The following is a 22,985-nucleotide window of genomic DNA, read 5'->3' on the forward strand; positions in this document are numbered from 1 at the left end:
CCATGGGCGATGTCAGACCTGACTGCCCTCGGCCCGTGATTCTCGGGGTAAGCCTGAAGCTGTACTTCGACCTTGGAACGACCATCGGTTGGTCGAGGAGTGTCGCGGCGATCGCGGCTCGGCATGCAGCGCTCGCAACCGGGGCGGCACGGCTCTTCGTGCTTCCGTCATTGCCTACCGTGCCGGCCGCCATGCGGGAGTTCGCCGAGAGCCCGGTCGGGGTCGGCGCGCAAGACCTGTTCTGGGAGGAAAAAGGCCCGTATACAGGTGGTGTCAGCGGCGCCGACCTTCGTGCGATCGGGTGCCGGTACGCAGAGATCGGCCATGCGGAGCGTCGCAGCATGTTCGGTGAGAGCCGCGAGATTGCGGCACGAAAGCTCGCCGCGGCGTTCCGCACCGGGTTGACCCCGGTGCTCTGCGTCGGTGAATCGGCTCCAGAAGACATCGAGATTGCGCAGCGCGAGACGCTCGAGGAACTGGAGCAGGTGCTGGCGCTCATCCCGGAAATGGGTGAATTGGAGGCTGGCAAGCCGGAGCCGGCTCGCGAATTGATCGTCGCGTATGAGCCGGTATGGGCGATCGGAGCCGAGGCGCCCGCACCGGCGGAGCATATCCGCGCCGTCTCGAATGCTTTGCGTTCGCACTTGGCGGCCGACGAACGAATTGCAGACGCCGCAGTGATCTACGGGGGAAGCGCCGGACCCGGGATGCTCACCGAGCTGACTGGTTCGATCGACGGATTGTTCCTGGGCCGATTTGCCCATGACCCGCGTACAGTGGAGCGACTACTCGACGAGGTGGCTGCACTCCCCGGCCCGCGCTGACTGATCTGGAGTACTCGCATGCTCGAATCGGATGCCAGTCCCGGGGATGTAAAGGGCGACGCCCGGCAGAACCGACAGCAGACGCGACAGCGTGCGATCGCCGACGCAGTGATGGCCGAGGGAGCGGCCCGCATCGAACAGCTCGCAGAACGATTCGGGATCTCGCTGATGACCGTGCATCGCGATCTGGATGAACTGGAATCGCGAGGCCTGTTGCGGAAGTCACGGGGGGTGGCGACAGCGCAATCGTCAAGCCTCGTGGAATCCAGCGATGTCTATCGCGCGGGACAGGAGATCGAGGCGAAGCGAGCCATCGCCTCGTCCGCCATCGAACTCATCGAGCCCGGACAGTCGCTGTTCCTCGACGACTCCACCACAGTTCTGCAACTGGCCAAGCTGTTGCCGCAGAAGGCGCCGCTCACAGTTATCACGAACGTGCTGACCCTGATGAACGACCTCAACGGCCAGCGTGGCATCACACTGCTCGGCCTTGGCGGCACCTATTACAACTGGTGCAGTGCATTCATGGGAACGATGACGATTCAGGCGATCTCGCAACTGCGGGCAGACGTCTTCATCATGTCGACAGCAGCTATCACCGATGATGCATGTTTCTTTCAGACGCCTGAGACCGTGGACACGAAGCGTGCCATGTTCAACTCGGCGGCAAAGCGCATTCTGCTCACCGACCACACGAAATTCAACAAGCGGGCGCTCCACGAGATGGCCCAGCTGCGGGACTTCGACACGATCATCGTCGATTATGCGACGTCGAAATCGGATGTCGCACGGCTCCGCGAAATGGGGAATCACGTCATCGTTGCTCCGAACGCGCGTTCGCCGAAGACCACCTGAGTCTGCTCGCGACCTCCTCTGTTTAGCGCGGAATCGGTTTCGTGAAATCTCTCTATTCGCGCTCGAAGCGGTCAGCGCCTCCTGGCATCGACTTGACGAAACCGATTTCATGGCGTTCACTGATCACGATCGGTTCGATGAGGAGGATCACGGATGGCGCATCCGCATGCTCGCGCTGCGGCACGATTCACGCCCCTGGTAGCGGTGGTCTCCGTCACCGTCGTCGCGTTCTCCGGATGCTCGTCCGACGATCCCGCAACCATGCTCTCGACCCAGGACCGGCCCTCGGTGCTCGCCGGCGTGACCGACGTTCATCAGGTGTCGCAGCTCACCGGGCCGAAGTCGCCGAACAAGACCGATCGCTTCGAGGTCGCCGGACAGGACCTCGGATCCATGTTCCAGGCGGATGGCAAGACGTGGTTCGTCTTCGGCGACACCTTCGGACAGCGCGATCCTGGCATGACGGGCGGCGGCGGAACCGAGTGGCGCTCCAACGCGATGGCGTACACGACAGACACGAACCCAGCGGACGGCATCCACCTCGACGGCTACATCGTCGACAAGCAGGGCTGGGCGAAGGAGCTGATCTCGTCGAAGAAGGTCGACGAGGTCGAGATGACGACGATCCCGACGTACGGTTTCGCGGCGAACGGGGACATGTACCTCGACTACATGTCAGTGAAGCATTGGGGCGATCCTGGCGAGTGGGAGACCAACTACGCGGGACTCGCCAAGTCGACGGACCACGGCCAGACCTGGAAGAAGCTCGCGTCCCCCCGCTGGGGCGGCAACAGCAACTTCGTGCAGGTCAGCGTGGCCACGGTGGGCGACGAACTCTATTTCTGGGGCGTCACCCACGGCAGGTTCGGCCAGGTGAAGCTGATGAAGGTTCCCGAGAAGGATGTCGAGAAGCAGAGCGCCTACCGCTACTTCACGGGCACGAAATCGGATGGCGCGCCGCAGTGGAGCGCAAATATCGCCGACGCCAAGGTGGTCGCCGACGGCACCGTTGGGGAGCTGTCGGTGGTGTGGAACGATTACCTGCAGCGCTGGCTCATGACCTACACGGACGGCGCGGGTGCCGGCGCGCTCATCAGCGACAGTGCGCATCCGTGGGGTCCGTGGTCCACGCCGAAGACGCTCGTCTCCGCCACGACCGTACCCGGGCTGTACGCGCCGTTCATGCTGCCCCAGTACACGGCGAACGGTGGTCGCACGATCTACTTCACGCTCTCGAAGTGGGGCCCGTACAACGTGTTCTGGTACCGCGCCGATCTGAAGAAGAAGTAGTCGGTCCATACGGCGAGCCGCATCCTTCCGTCCCGAGATCGAGATCGAAGCCATCAAGACTCGCGTACTGGTCGAGCAGCTCACCGTCATCGACCCTCAGGCAAGGCTCGGAGAGTTCGCGGGGTGGCTGAGCAGCGCCGAGATGCGCTAGGTCGACCAGGCGCTACTGACGGTTCTCGCGCTCGATTGAGGAGCACAGCTCCTATCGGGATCCGCGGGGCGGTCGCCTACTCGTCCGGCAGCCCCACCCCCCTCGGGTTTGCGTGATTTGCGGAAGACACATCATGGAGCGTCCGCGTAAGCGATCAAGGCTGCGATAACACAGACGAGTGCAACGCTTCCGACTGCAATAGCGGCTGCAGGCGAGAATTGGCCAGTGAAAAGACCGCGGCAGCAGCTACGACTACCTTCTCGAACGTGCACATCGCTGGGACCGGTGGCCCGCTGCTGGCGGTGAGCAGCCCTTGCTTCCGTCTAGATCAATGTCGCACCCATGAGCCCAAGCAGGAGCGCGACACCGAGCAGAAGAACCGCCGCAGTCAAGTGGGCGGCACCAGGGGCAGGGCCGGCCTCATCGACCCGTCTGGAGTCGGGCGACCCATAGGATGACTGTACCGACGCCGCACCAAGCGCGGTGTTAGCGCCGGTGTCGGTTGTCGCCGCGGCAGGGGATTGTGATACCTGCGGGCGCCCGGGCAAGACGAGGGCGGCGTGTCCGCTGAAGACAGGTCGGCTTATGGAGCGTACTGAAGGCTTGGCGGGTCGGATGCGGCTTTACGCGATCTTGTATTTGGTGGCCGGGGCGACGAGTGTATCTCTCTTCGTTATCGGGCTGATCGGACTGGTTGCCAGCCGCGGTAGACTGTCTGAGTTCGCGGTCGTGACGGCAATCGGAGTGATTCTGTTGGTCATTCTCGGGGTTAGTCGCATGGGCGCGGCGCGCGATTGCATACGCCCGAAGGCGCCGTTCCGCACGTCGGTTCCAAGCACAAAATCCGAACGACGAGCAAAGCAACTGAGTTGTGGCATGCCTCATTCAGGCTCGGAGACTTGGCTTGTGCATATGAATAGGCTAGCAAGACCTCGTAGGGCTGCGACTAACGACCATCGATGCTTCCCTTCGTGTTGCTAGATAACACGGGCTCGGGTTTGCCCTTGTGTTCGTGCTCCGCACCTTCGAGGTGATGGGCTTGCACCAGGAGTATCAACGCAAATGACGGCCGAACGAAGAGGATGAGTGGAGGCATGAGCCTGTTAGCGGTGACCATCCTTGTCGCATTCTTCGGCATGCTCGTCGTGGTGGCCGTCTTACTCATCGGTCTCGCGAGGGCAGAAACACCGGTTGGACATGCGCGACGCCGAGCGGCCGGCGCGCTAAGACTTCGCCCGTGGCCCCGCAAAGCCGTGGTTTGTGCCGCGATCTTTATCATCTCCGTGAACATTGGAGGTGTCATCGCCGCAGCCACTCATAACCCTCTCATCAATCTCGTCACCCTCGGGATTGGTTTCATCGCTCTCGTCGCGACGGGAATCGCACTGCGGAACCGGTAGTGCAATTCCGAAGGTGGCCGATCCAGTTGCGTGTTGCGTCTCGTTTGCCGTGAGCTGGCATCGTGGTTCAGGCCGACGGTGCCGCTGCGACGATGTTCGGTGTCATGTCGAAGATCGGGCTTTGCCAACCGACCACGGTGAACTCATATGAGCCACCCGATCGGATGATCGTCGCGGCCGGCGGACGAAGCCAGTCACTGTTCATGTTCATAACCCCGCAATTGCGGGTTCGAATCTGTCGATCGAACGCGGTGGGCTCGCCGAACTTGTTGAAGTCCTTCGGCGATATGACGACCGAAGCGACCGAGCACGCGAGAGATTGCACGTGGGTTTCCCACGCAATCATCCACACTCCTAGGGCAAGCGGAATAGCAAGGATAAGCGCGCAGGCCAACATCGCCTTCGGAGAACGGACTAGCTGCCGCCACAGCATCGGCATCATGTGTCGATGCGTCGGACTAGTCATCTCGTTCCTGCCTTCTTGCGGACAATCATCGGCGCCGGAAGCACCACTCGCACGCTGTACGGCATTGCCGAATCGTATTACCGCCACCGCGTTTGTATCAGAGACTTGAGATGCGGCGAGGTTTTCAGCGTGGTTGCTGCCTCGATGGTCAGGGCACGATCACGATCTGGACGTCGTCTTCGTACAGGATTCGTCCCGGACCATCGGATCGGCGCTCGATCCAGTCGATCCCTTATCGGTCAAGGAGTCGAAGGTATCCGCGGGTGCGAGCGATGAGATGGGCAGCGCTGAGCTTGAACCAGCACTCGGTGCGGGCGTGAATACTCCGATCGAACAGTGTTGCGTCGATCTCGGCCGTGTCGGTGTAAGCGGCGTTCGTCCAATCGTTACTGGAGCGCCACCAGGCATAGTCAGCACTGCTGAGAACGCCAGTGTGGGCAAGACGATTGGCGAGCGCAAAGACTCCCGGCCTCACGCCGCGCGAATTCGGTGTCGCACCTTCGAACCGCACATACACGCTACAGCCTGGCAGGCATGGTCCTCGCCAACGCAAACGACCCGCTGCGACCCCTGCTCGGTAGGGTGGCCGACATGGCGCAGGTGGTGGTTTACGGGCGGCGTGACTCGCTCGCGCGGCATCGAACGGCGCTGTCGGAGGCGATCCACGAGGCGATCATGGTCGCGCTCGACTACCCACCGGAGAAGAAGTTCCAGCGGTTCATCTCGCTCGACGCCGACGACTTCATCTACCCGGCGGACCGCGGCCCGGACTACACGATCGTCGAGATCTCGATGTTCGAAGGGCGTTCAGAGGGCGCCAAACGAGCCCTCATCGCGGAGCTGATCGATCGCGTTCAGACGAAGGCCGGCATCGAGCCGCACAGCCTGGAGATCACGATCGCCGAGACTCCGAAGGTGAACTGGGGCATCCGCGGAAAGAACGCTGCAGACCTCGCCCTCGGCTACCGCGTCGACGTGTAAGCGGCCCCTGCGTGCTGCCACGGCGTGCTGCCCCGATCGCGAGACTGCACGCCCGCCCCGAAACAGCGGGTAAACCTCGCACTCTCGGGGTGGGCGTGCAGTCTCGCGGGAGATGGGGCTCCGGACGTAGCTCAGGCGGGCATCCGCGGAGGCGTGGCACCGAGGTCGGGCACGGCCTCACGGCCTAGGTGCACCTCCAGGTCGTCGACCGACGGGGTCTTCGGGCGCCTCGCCGTCGGCCGGTCGAGGTAGAACAGCGATGTCGAGGCGATGTCGTCCCGTAGCGGAAGGTAGCGCCATCCAGTGCGCCAGCCGAGGGCCTGGATGTCGACCCGCAGCCGCTCCGCGAACCGGATCGGATCGGCCAGGTGCCAGCGGTACATGCCGAAGCGCTGCTGGCTGTCATAGCGACCGTCGGGCCGGATCACCTGCGGCATACCGAGGAACGGCGTCGAGAACTCGGTGTAGCCCTTGCCCGGTACGTCGAAGTTCCAGGCGCCGCCGAAGTAGTCCTCGGTGCCGGTGCCGCAGATCGTCGGGTATTCGTCGTCGGAGTCCAGGTAGAACTTGATCTCGCCCTCGCCCCACCAGCCCGCACTGTTGGCGCCCCACGCGATGTACGTGCCGACATACTGCCCGGCGCCCTCGATGTCTTCCAGGAGAGTGTGCGTCTTCAGATAGTCCAGCGGGTTGCTGCGGCGCCACTGGGCGTGCAGGTATCCGTCGCTCGAGTAGTCGCCGCCGACCTCGTAGGTGACCTGGTAATACACCCGCACCGTGACGTCGGAGAGGTTCTCGAGCGTGAGGCGCGCGCCGTCGCGGAACGGCATGGGCCAGTACGAGTTGAAGCCGCCGTGGGGGTTCGCAGCGATGACCTGCGAGTCCACCTGGGCGAATCGGCCCCAACCGTTGCAGAAGAAGTCGCCGTACGGCACCTCGATGGCCGGCTCGGATGCGCCGTCCCAGTACGCACGTAGCAGCAGCGTGCGCCAGTTGTCGGTGTGCGTCGTGATCCAGATGTGCTGGATCTTGCCTGCGCCCTGGATGCTCGCCAGCTCGAAGGTCTCGCCCGCCGCGATGTCGACGCTCGGTGAGATCTTCCATCCGGGGCCGAGGTCTCTGGCACAGGATGCGCCGGTGCCTTCCGTCGCGCGTCCGCCACCGCCGACCGAGCCGTCGAAGTTCTCCGGGCTGATCGACCGGGTCTGCACCCGGCGAATGCGGGCGAGCGAGTCGAGGTCGCCGATGGTCACGTCATGTCTCCTCTACGTCGTTGTCGAATCGATGCGGGCGCCGATCGGAATCGTTGAATGCGAAGCCGTACATCCCGTAGGCTTGCAATCGATTTCAGTCAATCTAGGGCTCGCCTTCTGCCGGTGTCAACTCGGTGAACGGGCGGCGCTACAGTACGGACATCGCCCACGTCAGGCGGTGCTGAGCATGGGGTGGGAAGAGTCGATGGCCACGATCTATGAGGTCGCAGCACTGGCCGGGGTGTCGCCGGCCACCGTCTCGCGCGTCTTCAACGGGATGAACGTCTCTGCGGAGAAGTCGAAGCTCGTGCGCAAGGCCGCCGACGAGTTGAAGTTCACGCCGAACCGCACGGCCCGCACGCTCCGCAAGCGCAACTCGGAAGTGCTCGCGCTGGTCATCCCGGACATCGAGAACCCGTTCTTCACGTCGCTAGCCCGCGGCGTGGAGGACGTCGCCCACGATGCCGGATACTCCGTCGTGCTGTGCAACAGCGACGGCGACCGCGAGAAGGAGGCCAAGTACCTCGACATCGCGGTCAGCGAGGACATGGGCGGCGTCATCATCGCGGCGGCCGACGAGCACAGCAACGTCGACAGCCTCCTCGCCCGCGGCCGCCCGGTCGTCGCCGTCGACCGCAGCCCGCACGGCGTGGAGGTGGACGCGGTCACCGTCGACAACAGGGCGGGAGGGCGTGCGGCGACCCAGGCGCTGTTCGACCAGGGCTACCGGCGGGTGGCGTGCATCACCGGTCCGGCGGATGTCGAGACAGCCATCCTCCGGGCCGACGGTTGGCGCTCGGCCACCACGGCGGCCAAGGTGGCCTACCGGCCAGAGGACTACCTGGTGAACAGTGACTTCCGGGTCGATGGCGGGCGCGAAGCCATGCGCACCCTGTTATCGATGGAGGAGCCGCCGGATGCCATCTTCGTCGCCAACAACCTGATGAGCGTCGGCGCGCTTCAAGTGCTCATCGAGCGCAGACAGATGCCGCCCGCCGTCGGGATGGCGAGCTTCGGCGACCTCCCGTTCGCCGCGCTCGCACCGGCCGGAATCACGGTCGTGCACCTGCCGGCGCGGCACCTCGGTGTCACAGCCGCCACGATGCTGCTGGAGCGTATCCGCGGCGACCAGCAGCCGGCCCGCACCGTGGTGCTTCGCAATACGATCTCCGCGCCTGAGGCATCCACACTGTAGGTCGTGACCTACTTCAGCCCGGCGATCTTGATGTTCCCGATGATCTTTCGCTGGAAGATCAGCACAAGGATGATCACGGGCAGCGCGGCGAGCATCGAACCCGCCATGAGCAGGCCGAGCTCGGGTCCGCGGGAGACCCGGAAGTTCGCCAGGTATTGCCCGACCACGTAGAGGTTGGGGCTGGTGATGGTCATGACCGGCCAGACGTACGAGTTCCAGTACGCCATGAACGACGTGACGCCCACCACCACGAAGGCGGGCTGTGACAGCGGCAGGAAGATGCGCGTGAAGATGCGCCAGCGTCCTGCACCGTCCAGGAGCGCGGCCTCTTCGAGAGCGATCGGGATGTTCAGGTAGAACTGCCTGATGAAGAACACCTGCGCGGCCGACGCCAGCGGCGGCAGGATCAGCACGAGCATCGTGTCGAGCATGTGGAGCTTCGTCACCACGATGAACGAGGTGAGCAGGATCGCCATGTTCGGGATGAACATGGTGCCGATCACGATCACCCAGAGTGTGCGCTTGAACGAGAAGTCCAGGCGCGCGAACACGTAGGCTGCCATCGAGTTGATGGCGATCGAGAAGATCGTGAAGATCGCTGCGCCCGCGAACGTGATCATCATCGCCCGCGAGAAGTCCGGGTCGACGAGGATCTGAACGTAATTCTCCACGTGCCAGCTCGGCGGAAAGAAGCTGAACGGGGTGGCAAGCACGTCGGAGTTCAGCTTGAAGCCCGACAGCGCCATCCATGCGAGCGGGAACAGCGCAGCGAGACCGAAGAAGACGCCCACGACGACTCGGGGGATGTGCACAGACGAGCGCTCTTTCATCGCCATCAGCCGTCGACCGCCTTTTCGGAATTGAGAACCGCGAAGATCGACGCCGAGATGGCGCCGAGCACGATGAACAGCAGCAGGGCACCCGCGATGGGCTGGCCCTGGTAGGTGTCCTGCGTGAAGTGATTGAAGAGATAGAGGTTGGGGAGAAGCGTCGCGTTCAGAGGCCCTCCTTGGGTCATCAGAAGGGGAAGGTTGATCTCCTGGATCGATGCGGTGAAGTTCGCGATCAACAGGTAGAGGATCACGTTCTTCAACGAGGGGATCGTGATGTAGGTCATCTGCTTGAACCACCCGGCGCCGTCGAGCGCGGCGGCTTCGTAGTAGCTGTCGGGGATGTCGAGAACACCGGCGAGCATGATGAGCGCCGTCAGCCCGAACATCATCCACACCTCGGGAACGGCGAGTGCCGGGAGCGCGATCGACGGGTCGGCGAGCCACGCGATCGGCTGAATGCCGAAGAGGCCGAGGAACCAGTTGAGGACGCCGCCCGAGTAGTCGTAGATGATCGTGAACACGATCGCGACGATGACGCCGGAAATGATGGTCGGGATGTAGATCGAGGTCTTGACGAATCCGGCGATCCTGCCGCCGAGTCCTCTAGCGATGTTGGCGAACAGGAACGCCAGGATCATCACGGTGGGGACGACCATCGTGGCGAACAGGAGTCCGCGGCCGATCGAGGCGAGGAAGTCCGGTGACTGCAGCACATTCACGAAATTGCGGAAGCCGACATACTCGCTCGCCCGGTAGAAGCTCCAGTTGAAGAAACTCAGGTATCCGGCGCTGATCAGCGGGATGATCACGAAGATGATGAGCAGGATCACCACGGGCGCGAGCATCAGGTAGGCGATCAGGTTGTCGCGATGACGACGCCTTCCCGCGATCTTCCGCGAACCGGGACGGGCGGGCACCGCCGAAGCGACGCCCGCCTGCCTGGGCAGTTCCGTTATGCCCGTTCCCGTCGACCCGGTGACGGCGCCGGTCATGAGCCGGACTGCACGCTCGCCTGGGTGTTCGTGCCCGCGAGCTTGTTGCTGGTGATGTACTGGTTCATCTGCTGCTTGGCCGTGGCGAGAGCCTGATCCGCGCTCGTCCCCTTCATGGACTTCTCGATCGCCGTGGCGAAGTCCGTCGACAGGTCGATGGGGTACGTCGCCTCAGGCACCCCGTACTTGACGATCTTGTCGGTAATGATCTTGCGGAACGGGTCGGCCTGCGCCGCCGAATCGGCGTCAATGGCCTTGACGATCGAGGTGCGGGCAGCGTACTTCGACCAGCCCGACGCTTTGAAGTAGTCCATCATCACGCTCTGGCCGGATGCCAGAAGGTACGTGATGAAATCGGCCGCGCCGTCCTGGGTCTTCGACTTGGCATCGATGGCGAGCGTCCATCCGCCGAGTGTGGCGGTGGGGCGGGTCTGGTCGCCGTCGATCGATACCATCGGCGCCGCAGCGATCTTGCTCTCCAACTTCGGGAATTGCTGGCGCAGAAGGCCGATGAACCACGATCCCGTGATCTGCATCGCCAGCTTGCCCTGACCGAGCGGAGTGCCGTCGGCGTAGGCCGAGAGCGCCTGCTTGGGCATCCCGCCGCTGTTGTACAGGGATGAGTAGAACTCCGCGAGCTTGGCGTAGGGCGTGATCGTCGGATCGGCCGACGACCAGTCGGTCTTCACCGGGTAGTGCTCGGCCGCGTTCTGCTGCAGTCCCCAACTCGACCACGAGAGATCTGCCGCTACCGAGGCAGTGCCGAGGCCGTACACGTTGCCCTTCTTGAGCTTGGCGGCGATGTCGGGGAGCTGGTCCCAGCGGGTTGGCGGCTTGTCCGGGTCGAGTCCGGCGGCTTGGAAGAGATCCTTGCGGTAGAACATGACCGTCGACGGCTCGACGAGCCACGGGTAGGCATACTGCTTGAGCGAGGACGACGGAGTCGACTTGGCGCTCACGAACTTGGCGATCGAGGGGTCGATGTCGTCGATGTATTGGCTTTTGATCAACCCGTTGAGCGGCACAAGGGAGCCGGTCGAGACCGCGGAGCCGATATTTCCGTAGCTGATGGTGTAGACATCCGGTCCGTTGCCCGCCGCCTGCGCAGCCTTGAGCTTCTGGGCCCAGGCATCGGCCGGCACGATGGACAGCTCCACCTTGTACTTGCTCTGGCTGGCGTTGAACGCCGCCACGTGCTTCTTCTCCCAGGCGCTCTGCCAGTCCTCGAACTGCTGTGACCAGAAGTTGATGACCTTGCGGCCGCTGCTGTTGCCGCCTCCTGCCGGCTGCCCGGGAGTGCCACTGCCGCACGCGGTCAGGAGGGACGCGCCGAGCGGGGCAGCGGCGGAGATGAGTATGCCTTGTAACACTCGGCGACGAGTCCACGCCGAGTGGAGGTCGATCGATCGACCCTCCGATGATGATTGCAAGGTGAGTCCTTCCACTCCGTGCCGTCTTTGCCACGATTCCTCGCGAAATCGATTACGGACACGTAAACACGGAGCGTTGAGCCTTGTCAAGGCAGTTGGATCGGCATAAATGTCCGCGGATCTGAAATCGATATATCGAGAGGTTTTCTGTAACCGATTGCTGCTCGCTGGCATGTAGTCCACGCGGGAGACAGGTGACATGCAGGCGCTTGCGCCACGGAGTGTGTGCCAACATACTTGAAACCGATTACATGAAGGGCAATGTCGACGATGACTGAGCAGCAGACTCTCGCGACCCGCGAGGACGTGCGGGCGAGTACTTCGCGAGCGAGCGAGCCGGCCGCGAGGGTGCTGGGCCCCCAGGCATCCGTCGCGGCGTTCCCGCTCGGCGGCATCGGAACCGGCAACGTGTCGATCGGAGCCAGGGGAGAGCTGCGCGACTGGGAGATCTCGAATCACCCGGACAAGGGAACCTGGCTGCCGTTCACGTTCTTCGCGATCCGGGCAGAGCCGGTCGGCGGAGACACTGTCGTGCGCTTACTGGAGAGCCGGCTGCACGCGCCGCACGAGGGGGACTCTGGTCATCACATCGGCAAGGTCGCCGGGCTGCCGCGTATGCAGTCGTCGCGCTTTTGCGGCGAATATCCGATCGCGACCGTCGACTTCACCGACGACGCGCTGCCCGTGACCGTGCAACTGACCGCCTTCACGCCGCTCGTGCCGCTCGACGCGGATGACTCGGGCATCCCGGGCGCAATCTTCCGCTACACGGTCACGAATCCCACCGACGACGTCGTGCGCGTGAACCTCGCCGCCGCGATGTCGAACCCGGTGGCCATCACGGGCCACAACGTGTTTCAGTTCCCGGAGTATGCCGGCACGCCCACCGTGCAGCTCTGCGACGACGGGCGCATGCGTGGTCTCGCGTTCGGCACCGACCTCGAACCCGACGACGTACGGTATGGCACCGCAACGCTCACCACTACCGACGACGCCACCGCCACGCCGTGCTGGCCGGTGGACTTCTGGCAGGACGGCATCCAACTGTTCTGGGACGCCTTCGTCGCGACCGGCCGGCTCGAACCGTCGCCGGTCTTCAGCCTCGACGGCGATGACGTCGCCACGCTGCCCAAGCTCCGAACCGGCAGTATCTCGGTCGAGCACGAGCTGGCGCCAGGGGAGTCTTGCGATACCGAGTTCGTGCTCGCCTGGCACACGCCGAATCGCCCGAAGGCGTGGAACGGCATGGTCGGGCTTCCCAACACGCACGCCGACGAGATCGTGCAGAACCAGTACGCCACCCGGTATGCGGATGCCTGGGCCGTCGCCTCCGACCTCACCGGGCGGCTCCCGCGGCTGGAGGCGGCGACGCGAGCGTTCCACGACGCGCTCTACGGCTCCACGCTCCCGGCGGAGGCGGTGGATGCCGTCACCTCCACGCTCGTCGCGGCACGCAGCACCACGTGCTTCCGCATCGCCGACGGCACCCCTGAGGGCCGGTTCGCCGCGTGGGAGGGCAGCTTCGACCATGCAGGCAGCTGCGAGGGCACGTGCACCCATGTGTGGAACTACTCGCAGACGCTCGCGGCACTGTTCCCGACGCTTGAGCGCAACGCACGGCGCAACGAGTTCCTCAACGAGACGCTGCCAGACGGACGGATGCGGTTCCGCACGAACTCCGTGTTCGACGCCGAACCGCTGGAGTTCCACCCGGCGGTGGACGGGCAGATGGGCACCATCGTGCGGCTCTACCGCGAGTGGCGCTTCAGCGGCGACGACGACTTCCTGCGCGAGCTGTGGCCTGCCGCGAAGCGAGCCCTCGACTTCGCGTTCACCGCGTGGGACTCGAACGGCGACGGCGTGCTCGACAGCCAGCAGCACAACACGTACGACATCGAGTTCTACGGTGAGAACTCGCTCGCCAACTCGATGTTCATCGCAGCACTCGCTGCAGCGGCCCGCATGGCCGAGCACCTCGGCGACGGGGACGCAGCCGAACGGTACGCGCGGGCGGCCGACACGGCATCGGCGCTGGTCGACAGGATGCTCTACAACGGCGAGTACTACGACCAGCGCCTCGACGACGTCGACGCCCACCGCTACCAGTACGGCACCGGATGCCTGAGCGACCAGCTGCTCGGCCAGACGCTTGCGCATCTCGTCGGACTCGGCCACATCCTTCCCGCCGACCACGTGCGCAGTGCGGTGCACTCGATCCACCGGCACAACTTCCGCCGCGGGTTCGACGACTATGCGAGCGTGCAGCGCACGTACGCGCTGAACGACGAGGCAGGACTCGTGCTCTGCACCTGGCCGAACGGCGGGCGCCCGCGCATACCCTTCATCTATTGCGACGAGGTGTGGACCGGCATCGAGTACCAGGTCGCCACGAACCTGATCTACGAGGGATTCGTCGACGAGGGCCTCGAGATCGTGCGGGCGACGCGGTCCCTGCACGACGGCATCCGCCGAAACCCGTGGAACGAGGCCGAGTGCGGCAACCACTACGCGCGTTCGTTGGCCAGCTGGGGTGTGCTCCTCGCTCTGACCGGAGCGCAGTGGGTTGCCCCGGCCAGGCGGCTGAGCATCGCCCCCGTCGATGCGGTCTTCCGCGACGGTCACGCCAGTGTTCCGTTCACCACCGGCACGGGTTGGGGCGTGATCGAGCTGGACGATGACGGTGCGCGGATGCGCGTACTCGGCGGGCGCGTGACCGCGGGCGTCGTCGAAGTGGCGCATCCGCGACTCGGCCAGCTCACGGCATCCGATGTCGCACTCGACACGGGTCAGACGGTCGAACTCCGCTCTGCGGCAACAAGTCTTTCCACACTCGCGCATCCGACCCAACAGGAGATCTACCGATGAGCACGTACACCCTTCCCAGGCCGCTGGACCGCCCCGAGGTGAAGCCGAAGACGCTCTACACGGTGGCCAGCGGTGACCTGCGCCCGAGCGCCAACGTCAAGTGCTGGCCGACGCAGCGCAGGCTGGAGGAGGACTTCGCCGCGGCCGCCGAATCGTTCGGGTGGTCGATCGAGCGGACGCATCCGTTCGACTCGGAGAAGGGTCACGGGTTCATCGACAGCCAGCGTGCGGGCATCGAGGTGTTCAAGAACATCCCGGCCGACGCGCCCGTCGTCGTGGTCGACGCGGTGTGGCAGTACAGCCACCACGTGCTGCCCGGGCTGCGCACGCATCGCGGGCCGATCCTCGTCGTGGCGAACTGGGCGGGCGACTTCCCCGGACTCGTCGGGCTGCTCAACCTCACCGGCAGTATGACGAAGGCGCAGGTCGACTACTCCGCTCTCTGGAGCGCGGACTTCACGGATGCCTGGGCTCGCGCGAAGCTCGGCGAGTGGCTCGAGACATGCACCATTGTGCACGACACATCGCACGTTCGCGACCTACCCGCGCTCGACCCGGAAACCCCCGAGGTGCAGCTGGGAACGGCGCTGGCCAGGCAGCTCAAGGACGAGAAGGCGATCATCGGCGTCTTCGACGAGGGCTGCATGGGCATGTACAACGCGATCTTCGACGACGAACTGCTCAACCCGCTCGGCATCTATAAGGAGCGGCTCTCCCAGAGCGCGCTCGTCGCCGAGATGAAAACCGTGACGGATGCCGAAGCCTTCGCAGTGAAGGCGTGGCTGGACGACCGCGGCTTCGAGTTCCGATTCGGTACCGACCCGACCACCGAGCTCACCGAAGACCAGGTGATGAGCCAGTTCCGCATGTACGTTGCCGCGCTGCGCATCGCCGACGATTTCGGGCTGGATGCTGTCGGCATCCAGTACCAACAGGGCCTGAAAGACACGGTACCGGCCAGCGACCTCGCCGAGGGGCTGCTGAACAACGAGGAGCGCCCCGCAGTGCTGAGTCGCGACGGGAGTCGTGAGCTCTATGCGGGACATCCGCTGCCGCACTTCAACGAGGTGGACGAGGGCGTCGCGGTGGATGCTCTCGTCACCAACCGCATCTGGACCGCGATGGGACTCGACCCGGCGACGACGCTGCACGACATCCGGTGGGGGGAGGAGTACGACGGGGAGTTCGTGTGGGTGTTCGAGATCTCCGGATCCGTTCCCGCCTCGCACAACGGCGGGTATGACAGGAGCTACGCCATGCGCCAGGACCCGATGTTCTTCCCTCTCGGCGGCGGAACGCTGGCCGGATGCTCGAAACCCGGCGAGATCGTCTGGTCGCGAGTGTTCATCATGCACGGCGAGTTGCACGTCGACCTCGGCAGAGGGCACGTCGCTGACCTGCCGGCCGAGGAGACGCAGCGGCGGTTGAACGCGACGAACCCGGAGTGGCCGATCATGCATGCCGTGCTGCACGGTGTGAGCCGCGACCAGCTGATGGCACGGCATAAGGCGAACCACGCCCAGGTCGTGTACGCACCGGATCGCGTCACTGCCGATCGCGCGCTGCTCGCGAAGGCCGCGCTCTTCGCCGAACTGGGCGTGCACGTGCACCTCTGCGGCGACGTGGCGGTGTAGCAGCAGCCGTTCCGGCGCAATTGCCGGACCGCAATCGCTCCGTGATCGCGCCCGGGGGATGATGCTTCAGTGCTTCCGAAGCTGATCCTGATCAACGGCGTGCCCGCCAGCGGCAAGACGACGCTTGCCAGGTCGTGGTGTGACCAGCATGGCGAGCAGCTCCCACTGTGCCTCGACGTCGACTCGATCCGAGCGATGCTCGGCGGATGGCGGTACGCGCTGCACGATGCCGGTCTCGCGGCAAGAGACATCGCGATCGCGGGAATCGAAGCGCACTTGCTCGGTGGTCGGGATGTGGTCGTCCCGCAGTACCTTCGTCGCCCGGAGTTCATCGAACGCCTCGCAGCGACCGCTGCTCGCCGTGACGGGTTGTTCGTCGAGACCGCACTGAGCATCGATGCGGCCATCGCGCAGGCTCGGTTCCTGGCACGGGCAGAGTCGGTCACAGATGCTGATCCCCACGGTGCCCTTCCCATTCGCATGGCGGATGTCGTAAGCGAGTTCGAGGACTTCATGACGTCGCGGCCGCGAGCGGTGCGAATCCCGAGCGGCGAGGGTGCCCTGGTGTCGCTTGAGGCCGCGATCGCGGAGGCGGAAGCGACTCGCGGGTAGAGCAGGCTCGCAGCGTGCCGCAGTCCTGCCATCAGCAGGGCGCCGTCCAGTGGCCGGTGGTGTCGAATTGTGCGCATCGAGCGGATCGGGGTGGTGAGAGAGCGGATGCGCCGGCCGGTCGCGTAACAGATCGTCACGCTGCAACCGCTTACCGCGGCCGCTCACTAACGTGTCTCGGCGTGACATCGACGACTTCGGCAGACCGGCATCCGACAGGCGACGACACCGCGGGCGACAAGCCCGGACGTAAGCCGAAGCCCTGGTACACCTCCTTCGGCGTGCAGGTCATCGCCGGTCTCGTCGCCGGTGTCGTGGTCGGTCTCATCGCCCGCACGCTCGGCGGCACGACGCTGAACCCGAACTGGCTCACGGCGACCGTGACCACGATCGGCGGCGCCTACGTCTCGCTGCTGACCGCCGCGGTTGTGCCACTCGTCTTCACCGCCGTCGTGAGCTCGATCGCCAACTTGCGCAAGGTGTCCAACGCCGCGCGGCTCGCCGTGCAGACGCTGATCTGGTTCGCGATCACGGCATTCATCGCTGTGCTCATCGGAATCGCGCTCGGCCTCATCGTGCAGCCCGGCTCGCACACCGATGTCAGCAAGGCGGATGCCGCCGACCCGACCCATGTCGGCTCCTGGTGGGCTTTCCTCACCGGACTCATCCCGGCAAACGTGTTCGGCCTGTCCGCTCAGTCCCAGGTCGTCGGGACCGGCGCGCAGGCATCCGTCACCACGGCGGTCTCGTTCAACGTGCTGCAGGTCATCGTGATCTCCGCCGCGATCGGAATCGCCGCGCTCATGGTGGGCAAGAAGGCGGAGCCGTTCCTCGCCCTGACCACCTCGGTGCTGGCGATCATCCAGAAGGTGCTGTGGTGGATCATCCGCCTGGCCCCGATCGGCACTCTGGCGCTCATTGCCAAGGCCGTCGCCACGTATGGGTGGGATGCCCTGGGCTCGCTGGGCGTCTTCGTGATCTCGATCTACGTGGGGCTCGTGATCATCCTGTTCGTCGTGTATCCGATCATCGTTCGCACCAACGGACTGTCGATCAAGCAGTACTACTCGGGCGCGTGGCCGGCTATTCAGCTCGGCTTCGTTTCCCGTTCGTCGATGGGCACGATGCCGCTCACGGAGCGCATCACCGAGCGCAACCTGGGTGTGCCGCGGGAGTACGCGTCGTTCGCGGTGCCGCTCGGTGCGACCACCAAGATGGATGGATGCGCCGCCCTCTACCCGGCGCTCGCCTCGATCTTCGTCGCGCAGTTCTACGGCATCCACTTGTCGTTCGGGCAGTACCTTCTGATCGTGGTCGTCGCGGTGATCGGATCCGCCGCCACGGCGGGCACAACGGGTGCGACCGTGATGCTCACGCTGACACTGTCGACGCTCGGCCTGCCGCTCGCCGGCGTCGGCCTGCTTCTTGCGATCGACCCGATCATCGACATGGGCCGCACCGCGATCAACGTCGCAGGGCAGGCGCTCGTGCCGACGATCGTGGCCAAGCGCAACGGCATCCTGAACCTCGGTCTCTACAACGCACGGCGGAACGCCAGCGACCCGTTCAACGACGACGACGTGGACGAGCAGGAGCTGGAGCCGGCCGCCGCCTGAGCGGCAGCTCCCGTCCAACCACCCTTGTATTGCCGAGCCACCCGGAAAACTGACGCAGTTATCCGGGTGGCTCGGCCTTTTGCGGGTGGCTCGCGCCAGAGGCCGGCCCGCCTACGCTAGACGGGTGCGCAGGCCGACGACACGGATGCTCCGCGCGGCCGCCGTGGTCGCGCTCGCCGGGTCGCTCGGGTCGGGTCTTCTGACCGGGTGTGCCGCAGCCACTCCGCAGACGCATCACACGGCATCCGTCGCGCCCAGTCATCGGCCGACGCCTACGTCCACGCCGACACCGACGGACCCGCTCGCAGGAATGACGCTCCAGCAGAAGGTGGGGCAGCTGTTCATGGTCGGCACGCAGGCGAATGCCGCCGATCCGGCCACGCTTGATGCGGTGACATCGCTGCACGTCGGCAACGTGTTCCTCGCCGGGCGGTCGCACGGCGGCATCGATGCGACGAAGGCCGTCGTGTCGCGGTTCACCGTGCTCGCCACCGCGCACGCGACGGCAGGGCTGCCGCTCTTCGTCGCCACCGACCAGGAGGGTGGCGAGGTGCAGGTGCTGCAGGGTCCTGGATTCGACCAGATGCCGACGGCACTGCAGCAGGGTGCGATGGATACTGCCGCGCTGAAGGATGCCGCACTCGGGTGGGGAGGCGAGCTGAAGGCATCCGGTGTGAACATGAACCTCGCGCCGGTGGTCGATCTGATCGCGTCGCCGGAGGCCGCCGCGAACAACCCGCCGATCGGCGGATTCGACCGGCAGTACGGCTACGATCCGGCCACCATCGAGACGCACGCGGATGCCTTCCGCGCCGGCGTGGACACCGCTGGCGTCGTTCCCGTGATCAAGCACTTCCCCGGCTTGGGCGCTGTGACCGCGAACACCGACACGGACTCCGGTGTCACCGACAGCACCACCACGGCGGCGAGCCCGAGCGTCGGGGTGTTCGCCACCGAGATCCAGCGCGGAGCCCGAGTGGTGATGATGTCGACGGCGATCTACACCCAGCTCGACCCCGGCGGTCCCGCGGTCTTCTCGTCCGCGATCGTCACCGGCCTTCTGCGCCAGAAGCTCGGTTTCAACGGCGTGATCATGAGCGACGATCTCTCGGCGGCGGAGCAGACGTCCGCATGGTCGCCCGCGGACCGGGCGATCCTCGCGTTGCAGGCGGGTGTCGACATCGTGCTCGTCTCGGCCGAGCCGTCGCTCGCGGCGCCGATGGTGGCGGCGGTGGTGGCGAAGGCGCAGTCCGACCCGGCGTTCGCGAAAGTGGTCGACGCGGCCGCGCGTCGCGTCGTGGAGCTGAAGCGCTATCAGTTCGGGTGACTAGGGCCCAACGCTCGGCTGCTGCTGCGTGATGCAGTGGATGCCGCCGCCGCGCTCGAAGATGGCGCGGGCATCCACTCCGACCACCTCGCGGCCGTCATATGCCTCTTCGAGTATGTGCAGCGCCTGCTCGTCGTTCGGGTCGTCGAATGTGCACGCGATGACGCCACCGTTGACGACCAGGTGGTTGATGTAGCTGTAGTCGACGAAGTCCTCGTCGTCGCGCAGCACCTGCGGAGCGGGCACCTCGACGATGTCCCATTCCGCTCCGTCGACCGTGCGGGACGCGCGAAGCGTGTCGAGGATGTCGCGAGTGATCTTGTGATCGGGGTGCGAGGCATCCTGCTGGCTGTGCACGAGCATCCGACCCGGTGAAGGGATCGTGGCGACGATGTCGACGTGGCCGCGCGTGCCGAAGCGTTTGGCGTCGCGGTACAGCCCGCGCTTCAGCCAGATCGGATTCGTGGTGCCGATCGTGCGGGCCAGCTCGGCCTCGACATCCTCTTTCGTGCGTCCCGGGTTGCGGCCGGGGTCGAGTTGCACGGTCTCGGTGAGCAGCACGGTGCCGAGCCCGTCCACGTGGATGGCGCCGCCCTCGTTGACCAGATCGCTCACCACGCGGGTCACTCCGGCGCGGGCGGCCACGAGTGCTCCGATCACGGAGTCGCTGCCCCACTGCGCCCAGTCCTGTGCGCCCCAGCCGTTGAAGCGCCAGGTCACGGCGCCGAGGCGTCCGTTTTCGCCGATCACGAAGGTGGGGCCGATGTCGCGCATCCACGCGTCATCCAGCGGTGCGGTCACGAGGTCGATCTCACGCGAGAGGTAACGTCTGGCCGCTGCGAGATCGTGCGGGGCGACCACCATGGTCACCGGTTCGAAGCGCAGGATGCTGTGCGCCACCTCGCACCACGCGGTGCGTGCTTCGTCCAGTTCCCCGGCCGTATCGCCGAGGTAGCCGCCGTCGGGCGGGAACGCCATCCAGACGCGGTCCTGAGGTTCCGTCTCGGCGGGCATACGCCACGCGAAGCGCTCGTCGGATGTCTCGCCCGGCTCGGTCTCGCTCGGCTCGGTCTCGTCCACCTCCCGCCCGACGATCTCCAGATCGACGACCTCCCGCTTGACGATCTCCCTCTTGTCAAGCTCGAGTTCGACGATCTTGCTTTCGTCAAGCTCGAGTTCGACGATCTCGCCCGTGGCGTTCACAGCGAACAGCTCCGAGCCGTCGCCCGCATTCTCGTCGTTCTCGGGTTTCTTGTCGCGGTCATCCTTGGTCACTGCATTCCCCCTCGGGCCCCACCGGAAAACCTGTCGTATCAGACCAGGATGCGCTGACTCTGAATGGAGCCGTCCTGCTCGACCCACGCGAGGCGTACGACGTTGAGGTTGCTCGGGCGACCGCCGAGGCCCGCGAGCGTGAACGTGCGTGAACTGCCGGCATCCACCCGGTCCTGGCGGTCGAGTCGCACCGGAGCCCACCCGGTGCCGTTGAAGAGCTGGATGCCGACGAGCGTCAGCGGCCGATCGGACCGGTTCTCGATCGTCATCTCCGAGCCCCCGCTCGTGCCGCGCGGATCGCGGGTCAGTGACCACGGCTCGCCGACGGGCGGGGTGGCGGCGACGTTCGGCGTGCGCGAGCCGTCCGCGAGCGCCGCCGGCTCGGGAGCAAGTGCCGCCTTCATCGAGTGGACGGACCGCTTGTTCCTGATGCTCTGCACGAACGCCGCGATCGCGACACCGGCAGAGGCGAGCCCGCCGATGCTTCCGATCCAGTTCGGCATGAAGAGGCCCCAGACTTCGTTCATGAGTCGAGGCTAATCGCGGCCACCCACAGCGATTCCTCGCCAGCCTGTGCTCGTCGGGCCCGTCAAACGCGTCGCACTGCTTGCAGCGCGGCCCACACCTCGGCGCGGTCGGCGAAGGAGTCGAAGTCCCGCCGGAGTGCCTGCTCCGCGGTGCGGATGCGCGCCGTCAGCGTGTGCCGGTGCACCCCGAGTGTCCGAGCGGCGGCGTCGTACACGCCGTTGTGCTCCAGCCAGGTCAGCAGTGAGTCGGCGAGCACGCCGGAGGGGTCGTGCGGGCTCAGCGGGGCGAGTAGCGAGGATGCCCGAGCTCTCGTATCCGCATCGTCCAGCGCCGCGAGCAACTCGCTTCCGGCATCCCCCCGACCGCTGCCGGCGGAACTCGACTGTGCGGACGCCTGAGCAGATGCGGCCACCGCCCGCTTCTTCGCCGCGACGCGCGACGTCGAACGCTCGAGGACCGCGAGTTCCGCACCTGCCAGGCCGCTCGGGTCGCCGAGTTCGAGTCCGAGGGCGTGCGCGTCCTCGAGCGCGCGCAGCAACACGTTTCGCATGGCTGAGTGTGCGGACTCGAGCGCGCGGCCCTGTTCGAGGGCGAGCCCGGCGAGCGCGACGACCCCGGTCACGACCTGCTGCGCCGCCTGATCCACCTCGTCGTCTCCGCCGTGTGCGAGCACCCCGAGCAGCCGGTCGCTGGCACCGATGGTTTGCAGTGACACGACCGTCGCGTCTTCGACGATCGTGGATGCCGCGCGGCGGCGGGCGCGAAGCATCCGTGCGGCCTCGGCCTCGACGCTCGCCCGGGCGGATGCCGTCAGCGCCCTCGAAGGGAACACCCGGGCGACAGCGCCGCTCGCGTCTACCAGTGCCACCCAGCGGCCCAGCTGCCGGGAGAGCTCGGCGAGTGTCGCGGACAGCCCGTCGGTGCGGAGCGCGGCGAGCGAAACCGCTCGCTGCGCCGAGAGTGCCCAGGTGTTGCGCGCATACGTCTGCTCCGCGACGAGGTCCGCCGCGTACCGCGCGACGGCGATAAAAGGCGTGCGGTAGGGAACCTCGAACAGCGGCACGCCCACCCGGAGACAGGATTCCGCGAGGCCTTCCGGGGTCTCGCGCACGACATCCGTGCCGAAGCCGAGTCCCGCGACTCCGGCCTCGGCGAGCCTTTCGACGTAGCCGTGGTAGTCGTCTTTGGCGAACTGCGTGCCCGTCGTGAGCAGCACCTGCCCGGGAATGACGAAGGGCGTCGGGTCCGTCAGGTCGGAACTGTGCACCCACGAGACCTGGGCGTCGAGGGCATCCGTCGGCAGGCCGTTCGCGGGGGTGAGGAGACGCAGCCCCAGTTCGCGGTGGCCGAGCAGAACCCGGACAGTGGGGGTCGGCATGTGCCGATTGTACAGACTGGCCAGCGAGTGGCATTCGATGTACAAGGTGTACAGGTATGGGCATTGCGCGTCGTTCTAGCCTT

General features: G+C 65.5%; 19 protein-coding genes. 11 read left to right on the top strand and 8 right to left on the bottom strand.

Annotated elements, in window-relative coordinates:
* Positions 1 to 2 precede the first annotated feature (2 nt).
* The 4 genes from ACYVII_RS14290 (at position 3) to ACYVII_RS14305 (ending at position 4,520) form a co-directional block, all read left to right on the top strand.
* A complete protein-coding gene (locus ACYVII_RS14290; RefSeq protein ID WP_460536216.1) occupies positions 3 to 824 on the top strand; it encodes a triose-phosphate isomerase family protein in 822 nt (273 codons plus the stop codon).
* An 18-nt stretch (positions 825 to 842) separates the two neighbouring features.
* Positions 843 to 1,679 (top strand): DeoR/GlpR family DNA-binding transcription regulator, encoded by an 837-nt coding sequence (locus ACYVII_RS14295; protein ID WP_460536218.1) that lies wholly within the window; start codon positions 843 to 845, stop codon positions 1,677 to 1,679.
* Positions 1,680 to 1,832: 153 nt separating this feature from the next.
* A complete protein-coding gene (locus ACYVII_RS14300) occupies positions 1,833 to 2,969 on the top strand; it encodes a DUF4185 domain-containing protein (protein ID WP_460536220.1) in 1,137 nt (378 codons plus the stop codon).
* 1,245 nt (positions 2,970 to 4,214) lie between these two features.
* Complete coding sequence (locus tag ACYVII_RS14305; RefSeq protein ID WP_460536222.1) at positions 4,215 to 4,520, top strand: hypothetical protein; 306 nt, start codon at positions 4,215 to 4,217, stop codon at positions 4,518 to 4,520.
* Positions 4,521 to 4,587: 67 nt separating this feature from the next.
* Here the strand turns inward: ACYVII_RS14305 and ACYVII_RS14310 are convergent, their stop codons facing one another.
* On the bottom strand, positions 4,588 to 4,866 hold the full coding sequence (locus tag ACYVII_RS14310; protein ID WP_460536225.1) for a hypothetical protein: 279 nt from the start codon (positions 4,864 to 4,866) through the stop codon (positions 4,588 to 4,590).
* A 654-nt stretch (positions 4,867 to 5,520) separates the two neighbouring features.
* Between ACYVII_RS14310 and ACYVII_RS14315 the strand changes: the two genes are divergently transcribed.
* Positions 5,521 to 5,967 (top strand): tautomerase family protein, encoded by a 447-nt coding sequence (locus ACYVII_RS14315; RefSeq protein ID WP_460536227.1) that lies wholly within the window; start codon positions 5,521 to 5,523, stop codon positions 5,965 to 5,967.
* A gap of 131 nt (positions 5,968 to 6,098) precedes the next feature.
* Here ACYVII_RS14315 and ACYVII_RS14320 read toward each other — a convergent pair whose 3' ends face one another.
* Complete coding sequence (locus ACYVII_RS14320; protein WP_460536229.1) at positions 6,099 to 7,220, bottom strand: glycoside hydrolase family 172 protein; 1,122 nt, start codon at positions 7,218 to 7,220, stop codon at positions 6,099 to 6,101.
* Positions 7,221 to 7,407: 187 nt separating this feature from the next.
* Between ACYVII_RS14320 and ACYVII_RS14325 the strand changes: the two genes are divergently transcribed.
* On the top strand, positions 7,408 to 8,415 hold the full coding sequence (locus ACYVII_RS14325; protein WP_460536231.1) for a LacI family DNA-binding transcriptional regulator: 1,008 nt from the start codon (positions 7,408 to 7,410) through the stop codon (positions 8,413 to 8,415).
* An 8-nt stretch (positions 8,416 to 8,423) separates the two neighbouring features.
* Here ACYVII_RS14325 and ACYVII_RS14330 read toward each other — a convergent pair whose 3' ends face one another.
* From ACYVII_RS14330 to ACYVII_RS14340, 3 genes are read right to left on the bottom strand one after another with little or no spacing between them, the layout of a single operon-like run.
* The gene (locus tag ACYVII_RS14330; RefSeq protein WP_460536234.1) at positions 8,424 to 9,251 is read right to left on the bottom strand and encodes a carbohydrate ABC transporter permease; all 828 of its coding nucleotides are present in this window, start codon (positions 9,249 to 9,251) and stop codon (positions 8,424 to 8,426) included.
* Entirely contained in the window at positions 9,251 to 10,240 is a 990-nt protein-coding gene (locus ACYVII_RS14335; protein WP_460536235.1) for a carbohydrate ABC transporter permease, read from the bottom strand. Before ACYVII_RS14335 ends, ACYVII_RS14330 begins: the two co-directional genes overlap by 1 nt.
* Positions 10,237 to 11,610 carry an ABC transporter substrate-binding protein gene (locus ACYVII_RS14340; protein ID WP_460536237.1) on the bottom strand — a complete coding sequence of 458 codons (1,374 nt, stop codon included), beginning with the start codon at positions 11,608 to 11,610 and terminating at the stop codon, positions 10,237 to 10,239. The genes ACYVII_RS14335 and ACYVII_RS14340 overlap by 4 nt, the downstream gene beginning before the upstream one ends.
* A gap of 321 nt (positions 11,611 to 11,931) precedes the next feature.
* On the opposite strand from ACYVII_RS14340, the gene ACYVII_RS14345 reads away from it, so the two are divergent.
* The 5 genes from ACYVII_RS14345 (at position 11,932) to ACYVII_RS14365 (ending at position 19,721) form a co-directional block, all read left to right on the top strand.
* Positions 11,932 to 14,535: a GH116 family glycosyl-hydrolase gene (locus ACYVII_RS14345; protein ID WP_460536239.1), complete on the top strand. Its 2,604-nt coding sequence runs from the start codon at positions 11,932 to 11,934 to the stop codon at positions 14,533 to 14,535.
* A complete protein-coding gene (locus tag ACYVII_RS14350; RefSeq protein WP_460536241.1) occupies positions 14,532 to 16,169 on the top strand; it encodes a fucose isomerase in 1,638 nt (545 codons plus the stop codon). Before ACYVII_RS14345 ends, ACYVII_RS14350 begins: the two co-directional genes overlap by 4 nt.
* A gap of 69 nt (positions 16,170 to 16,238) precedes the next feature.
* Positions 16,239 to 16,781, top strand: coding sequence for an AAA family ATPase (locus tag ACYVII_RS14355; RefSeq protein WP_460536243.1), 543 nt, complete (start codon positions 16,239 to 16,241; stop codon positions 16,779 to 16,781).
* 179 nt (positions 16,782 to 16,960) lie between these two features.
* Positions 16,961 to 18,394 carry a dicarboxylate/amino acid:cation symporter gene (locus ACYVII_RS14360; protein ID WP_460536245.1) on the top strand — a complete coding sequence of 478 codons (1,434 nt, stop codon included), beginning with the start codon at positions 16,961 to 16,963 and terminating at the stop codon, positions 18,392 to 18,394.
* Positions 18,395 to 18,518: 124 nt separating this feature from the next.
* Positions 18,519 to 19,721, top strand: a complete 1,203-nt coding sequence (locus ACYVII_RS14365; RefSeq protein WP_460536247.1) for a glycoside hydrolase family 3 N-terminal domain-containing protein — start codon at positions 18,519 to 18,521, stop codon at positions 19,719 to 19,721.
* Here the strand turns inward: ACYVII_RS14365 and ACYVII_RS14370 are convergent, their stop codons facing one another.
* From ACYVII_RS14370 to ACYVII_RS14380, 3 genes are all read right to left on the bottom strand, one after another.
* Complete coding sequence (locus tag ACYVII_RS14370; RefSeq protein ID WP_460536280.1) at positions 19,722 to 20,735, bottom strand: agmatine deiminase family protein; 1,014 nt, start codon at positions 20,733 to 20,735, stop codon at positions 19,722 to 19,724.
* Positions 20,736 to 21,034: 299 nt separating this feature from the next.
* Positions 21,035 to 21,523, bottom strand: coding sequence for a hypothetical protein (locus ACYVII_RS14375; RefSeq protein WP_460536249.1), 489 nt, complete (start codon positions 21,521 to 21,523; stop codon positions 21,035 to 21,037).
* 62 nt (positions 21,524 to 21,585) lie between these two features.
* A complete protein-coding gene (locus ACYVII_RS14380) occupies positions 21,586 to 22,902 on the bottom strand; it encodes a PucR family transcriptional regulator ligand-binding domain-containing protein (protein WP_460536251.1) in 1,317 nt (438 codons plus the stop codon).
* Positions 22,903 to 22,985 lie beyond the last annotated feature (83 nt).

Source organism: Humibacter ginsengiterrae, from assembly GCF_054780115.1.

Bases quoted from the DNA above. Each gene is read 5' to 3' on its own strand.
- ACYVII_RS14380 (WP_460536251.1), bottom strand. From the start codon at position 22,902: ATGCCGACCCCCACTGTCCGGGTTCTGCTCGGCCACCGCGAACTGGGG.
- ACYVII_RS14300 (WP_460536220.1), top strand. From the start codon at position 1,833: ATGGCGCATCCGCATGCTCGCGCTGCGGCACGATTCACGCCCCTGGTA.
- ACYVII_RS14350 (WP_460536241.1), top strand. From the start codon at position 14,532: ATGAGCACGTACACCCTTCCCAGGCCGCTGGACCGCCCCGAGGTGAAG.
- ACYVII_RS14295 (WP_460536218.1), top strand. From the start codon at position 843: ATGCTCGAATCGGATGCCAGTCCCGGGGATGTAAAGGGCGACGCCCGG.
- ACYVII_RS14310 (WP_460536225.1), bottom strand. From the start codon at position 4,866: ATGATTGCGTGGGAAACCCACGTGCAATCTCTCGCGTGCTCGGTCGCT.
- ACYVII_RS14335 (WP_460536235.1), bottom strand. From the start codon at position 10,240: ATGACCGGCGCCGTCACCGGGTCGACGGGAACGGGCATAACGGAACTG.
- ACYVII_RS14325 (WP_460536231.1), top strand. From the start codon at position 7,408: ATGGGGTGGGAAGAGTCGATGGCCACGATCTATGAGGTCGCAGCACTG.
- ACYVII_RS14330 (WP_460536234.1), bottom strand. From the start codon at position 9,251: ATGGCGATGAAAGAGCGCTCGTCTGTGCACATCCCCCGAGTCGTCGTG.
- ACYVII_RS14290 (WP_460536216.1), top strand. From the start codon at position 3: ATGGGCGATGTCAGACCTGACTGCCCTCGGCCCGTGATTCTCGGGGTA.
- ACYVII_RS14370 (WP_460536280.1), bottom strand. From the start codon at position 20,735: ATGCCCGCCGAGACGGAACCTCAGGACCGCGTCTGGATGGCGTTCCCG.
- ACYVII_RS14305 (WP_460536222.1), top strand. From the start codon at position 4,215: ATGAGCCTGTTAGCGGTGACCATCCTTGTCGCATTCTTCGGCATGCTC.
- ACYVII_RS14375 (WP_460536249.1), bottom strand. From the start codon at position 21,523: ATGAACGAAGTCTGGGGCCTCTTCATGCCGAACTGGATCGGAAGCATC.
- ACYVII_RS14345 (WP_460536239.1), top strand. From the start codon at position 11,932: ATGTCGACGATGACTGAGCAGCAGACTCTCGCGACCCGCGAGGACGTG.
- ACYVII_RS14315 (WP_460536227.1), top strand. From the start codon at position 5,521: ATGGTCCTCGCCAACGCAAACGACCCGCTGCGACCCCTGCTCGGTAGG.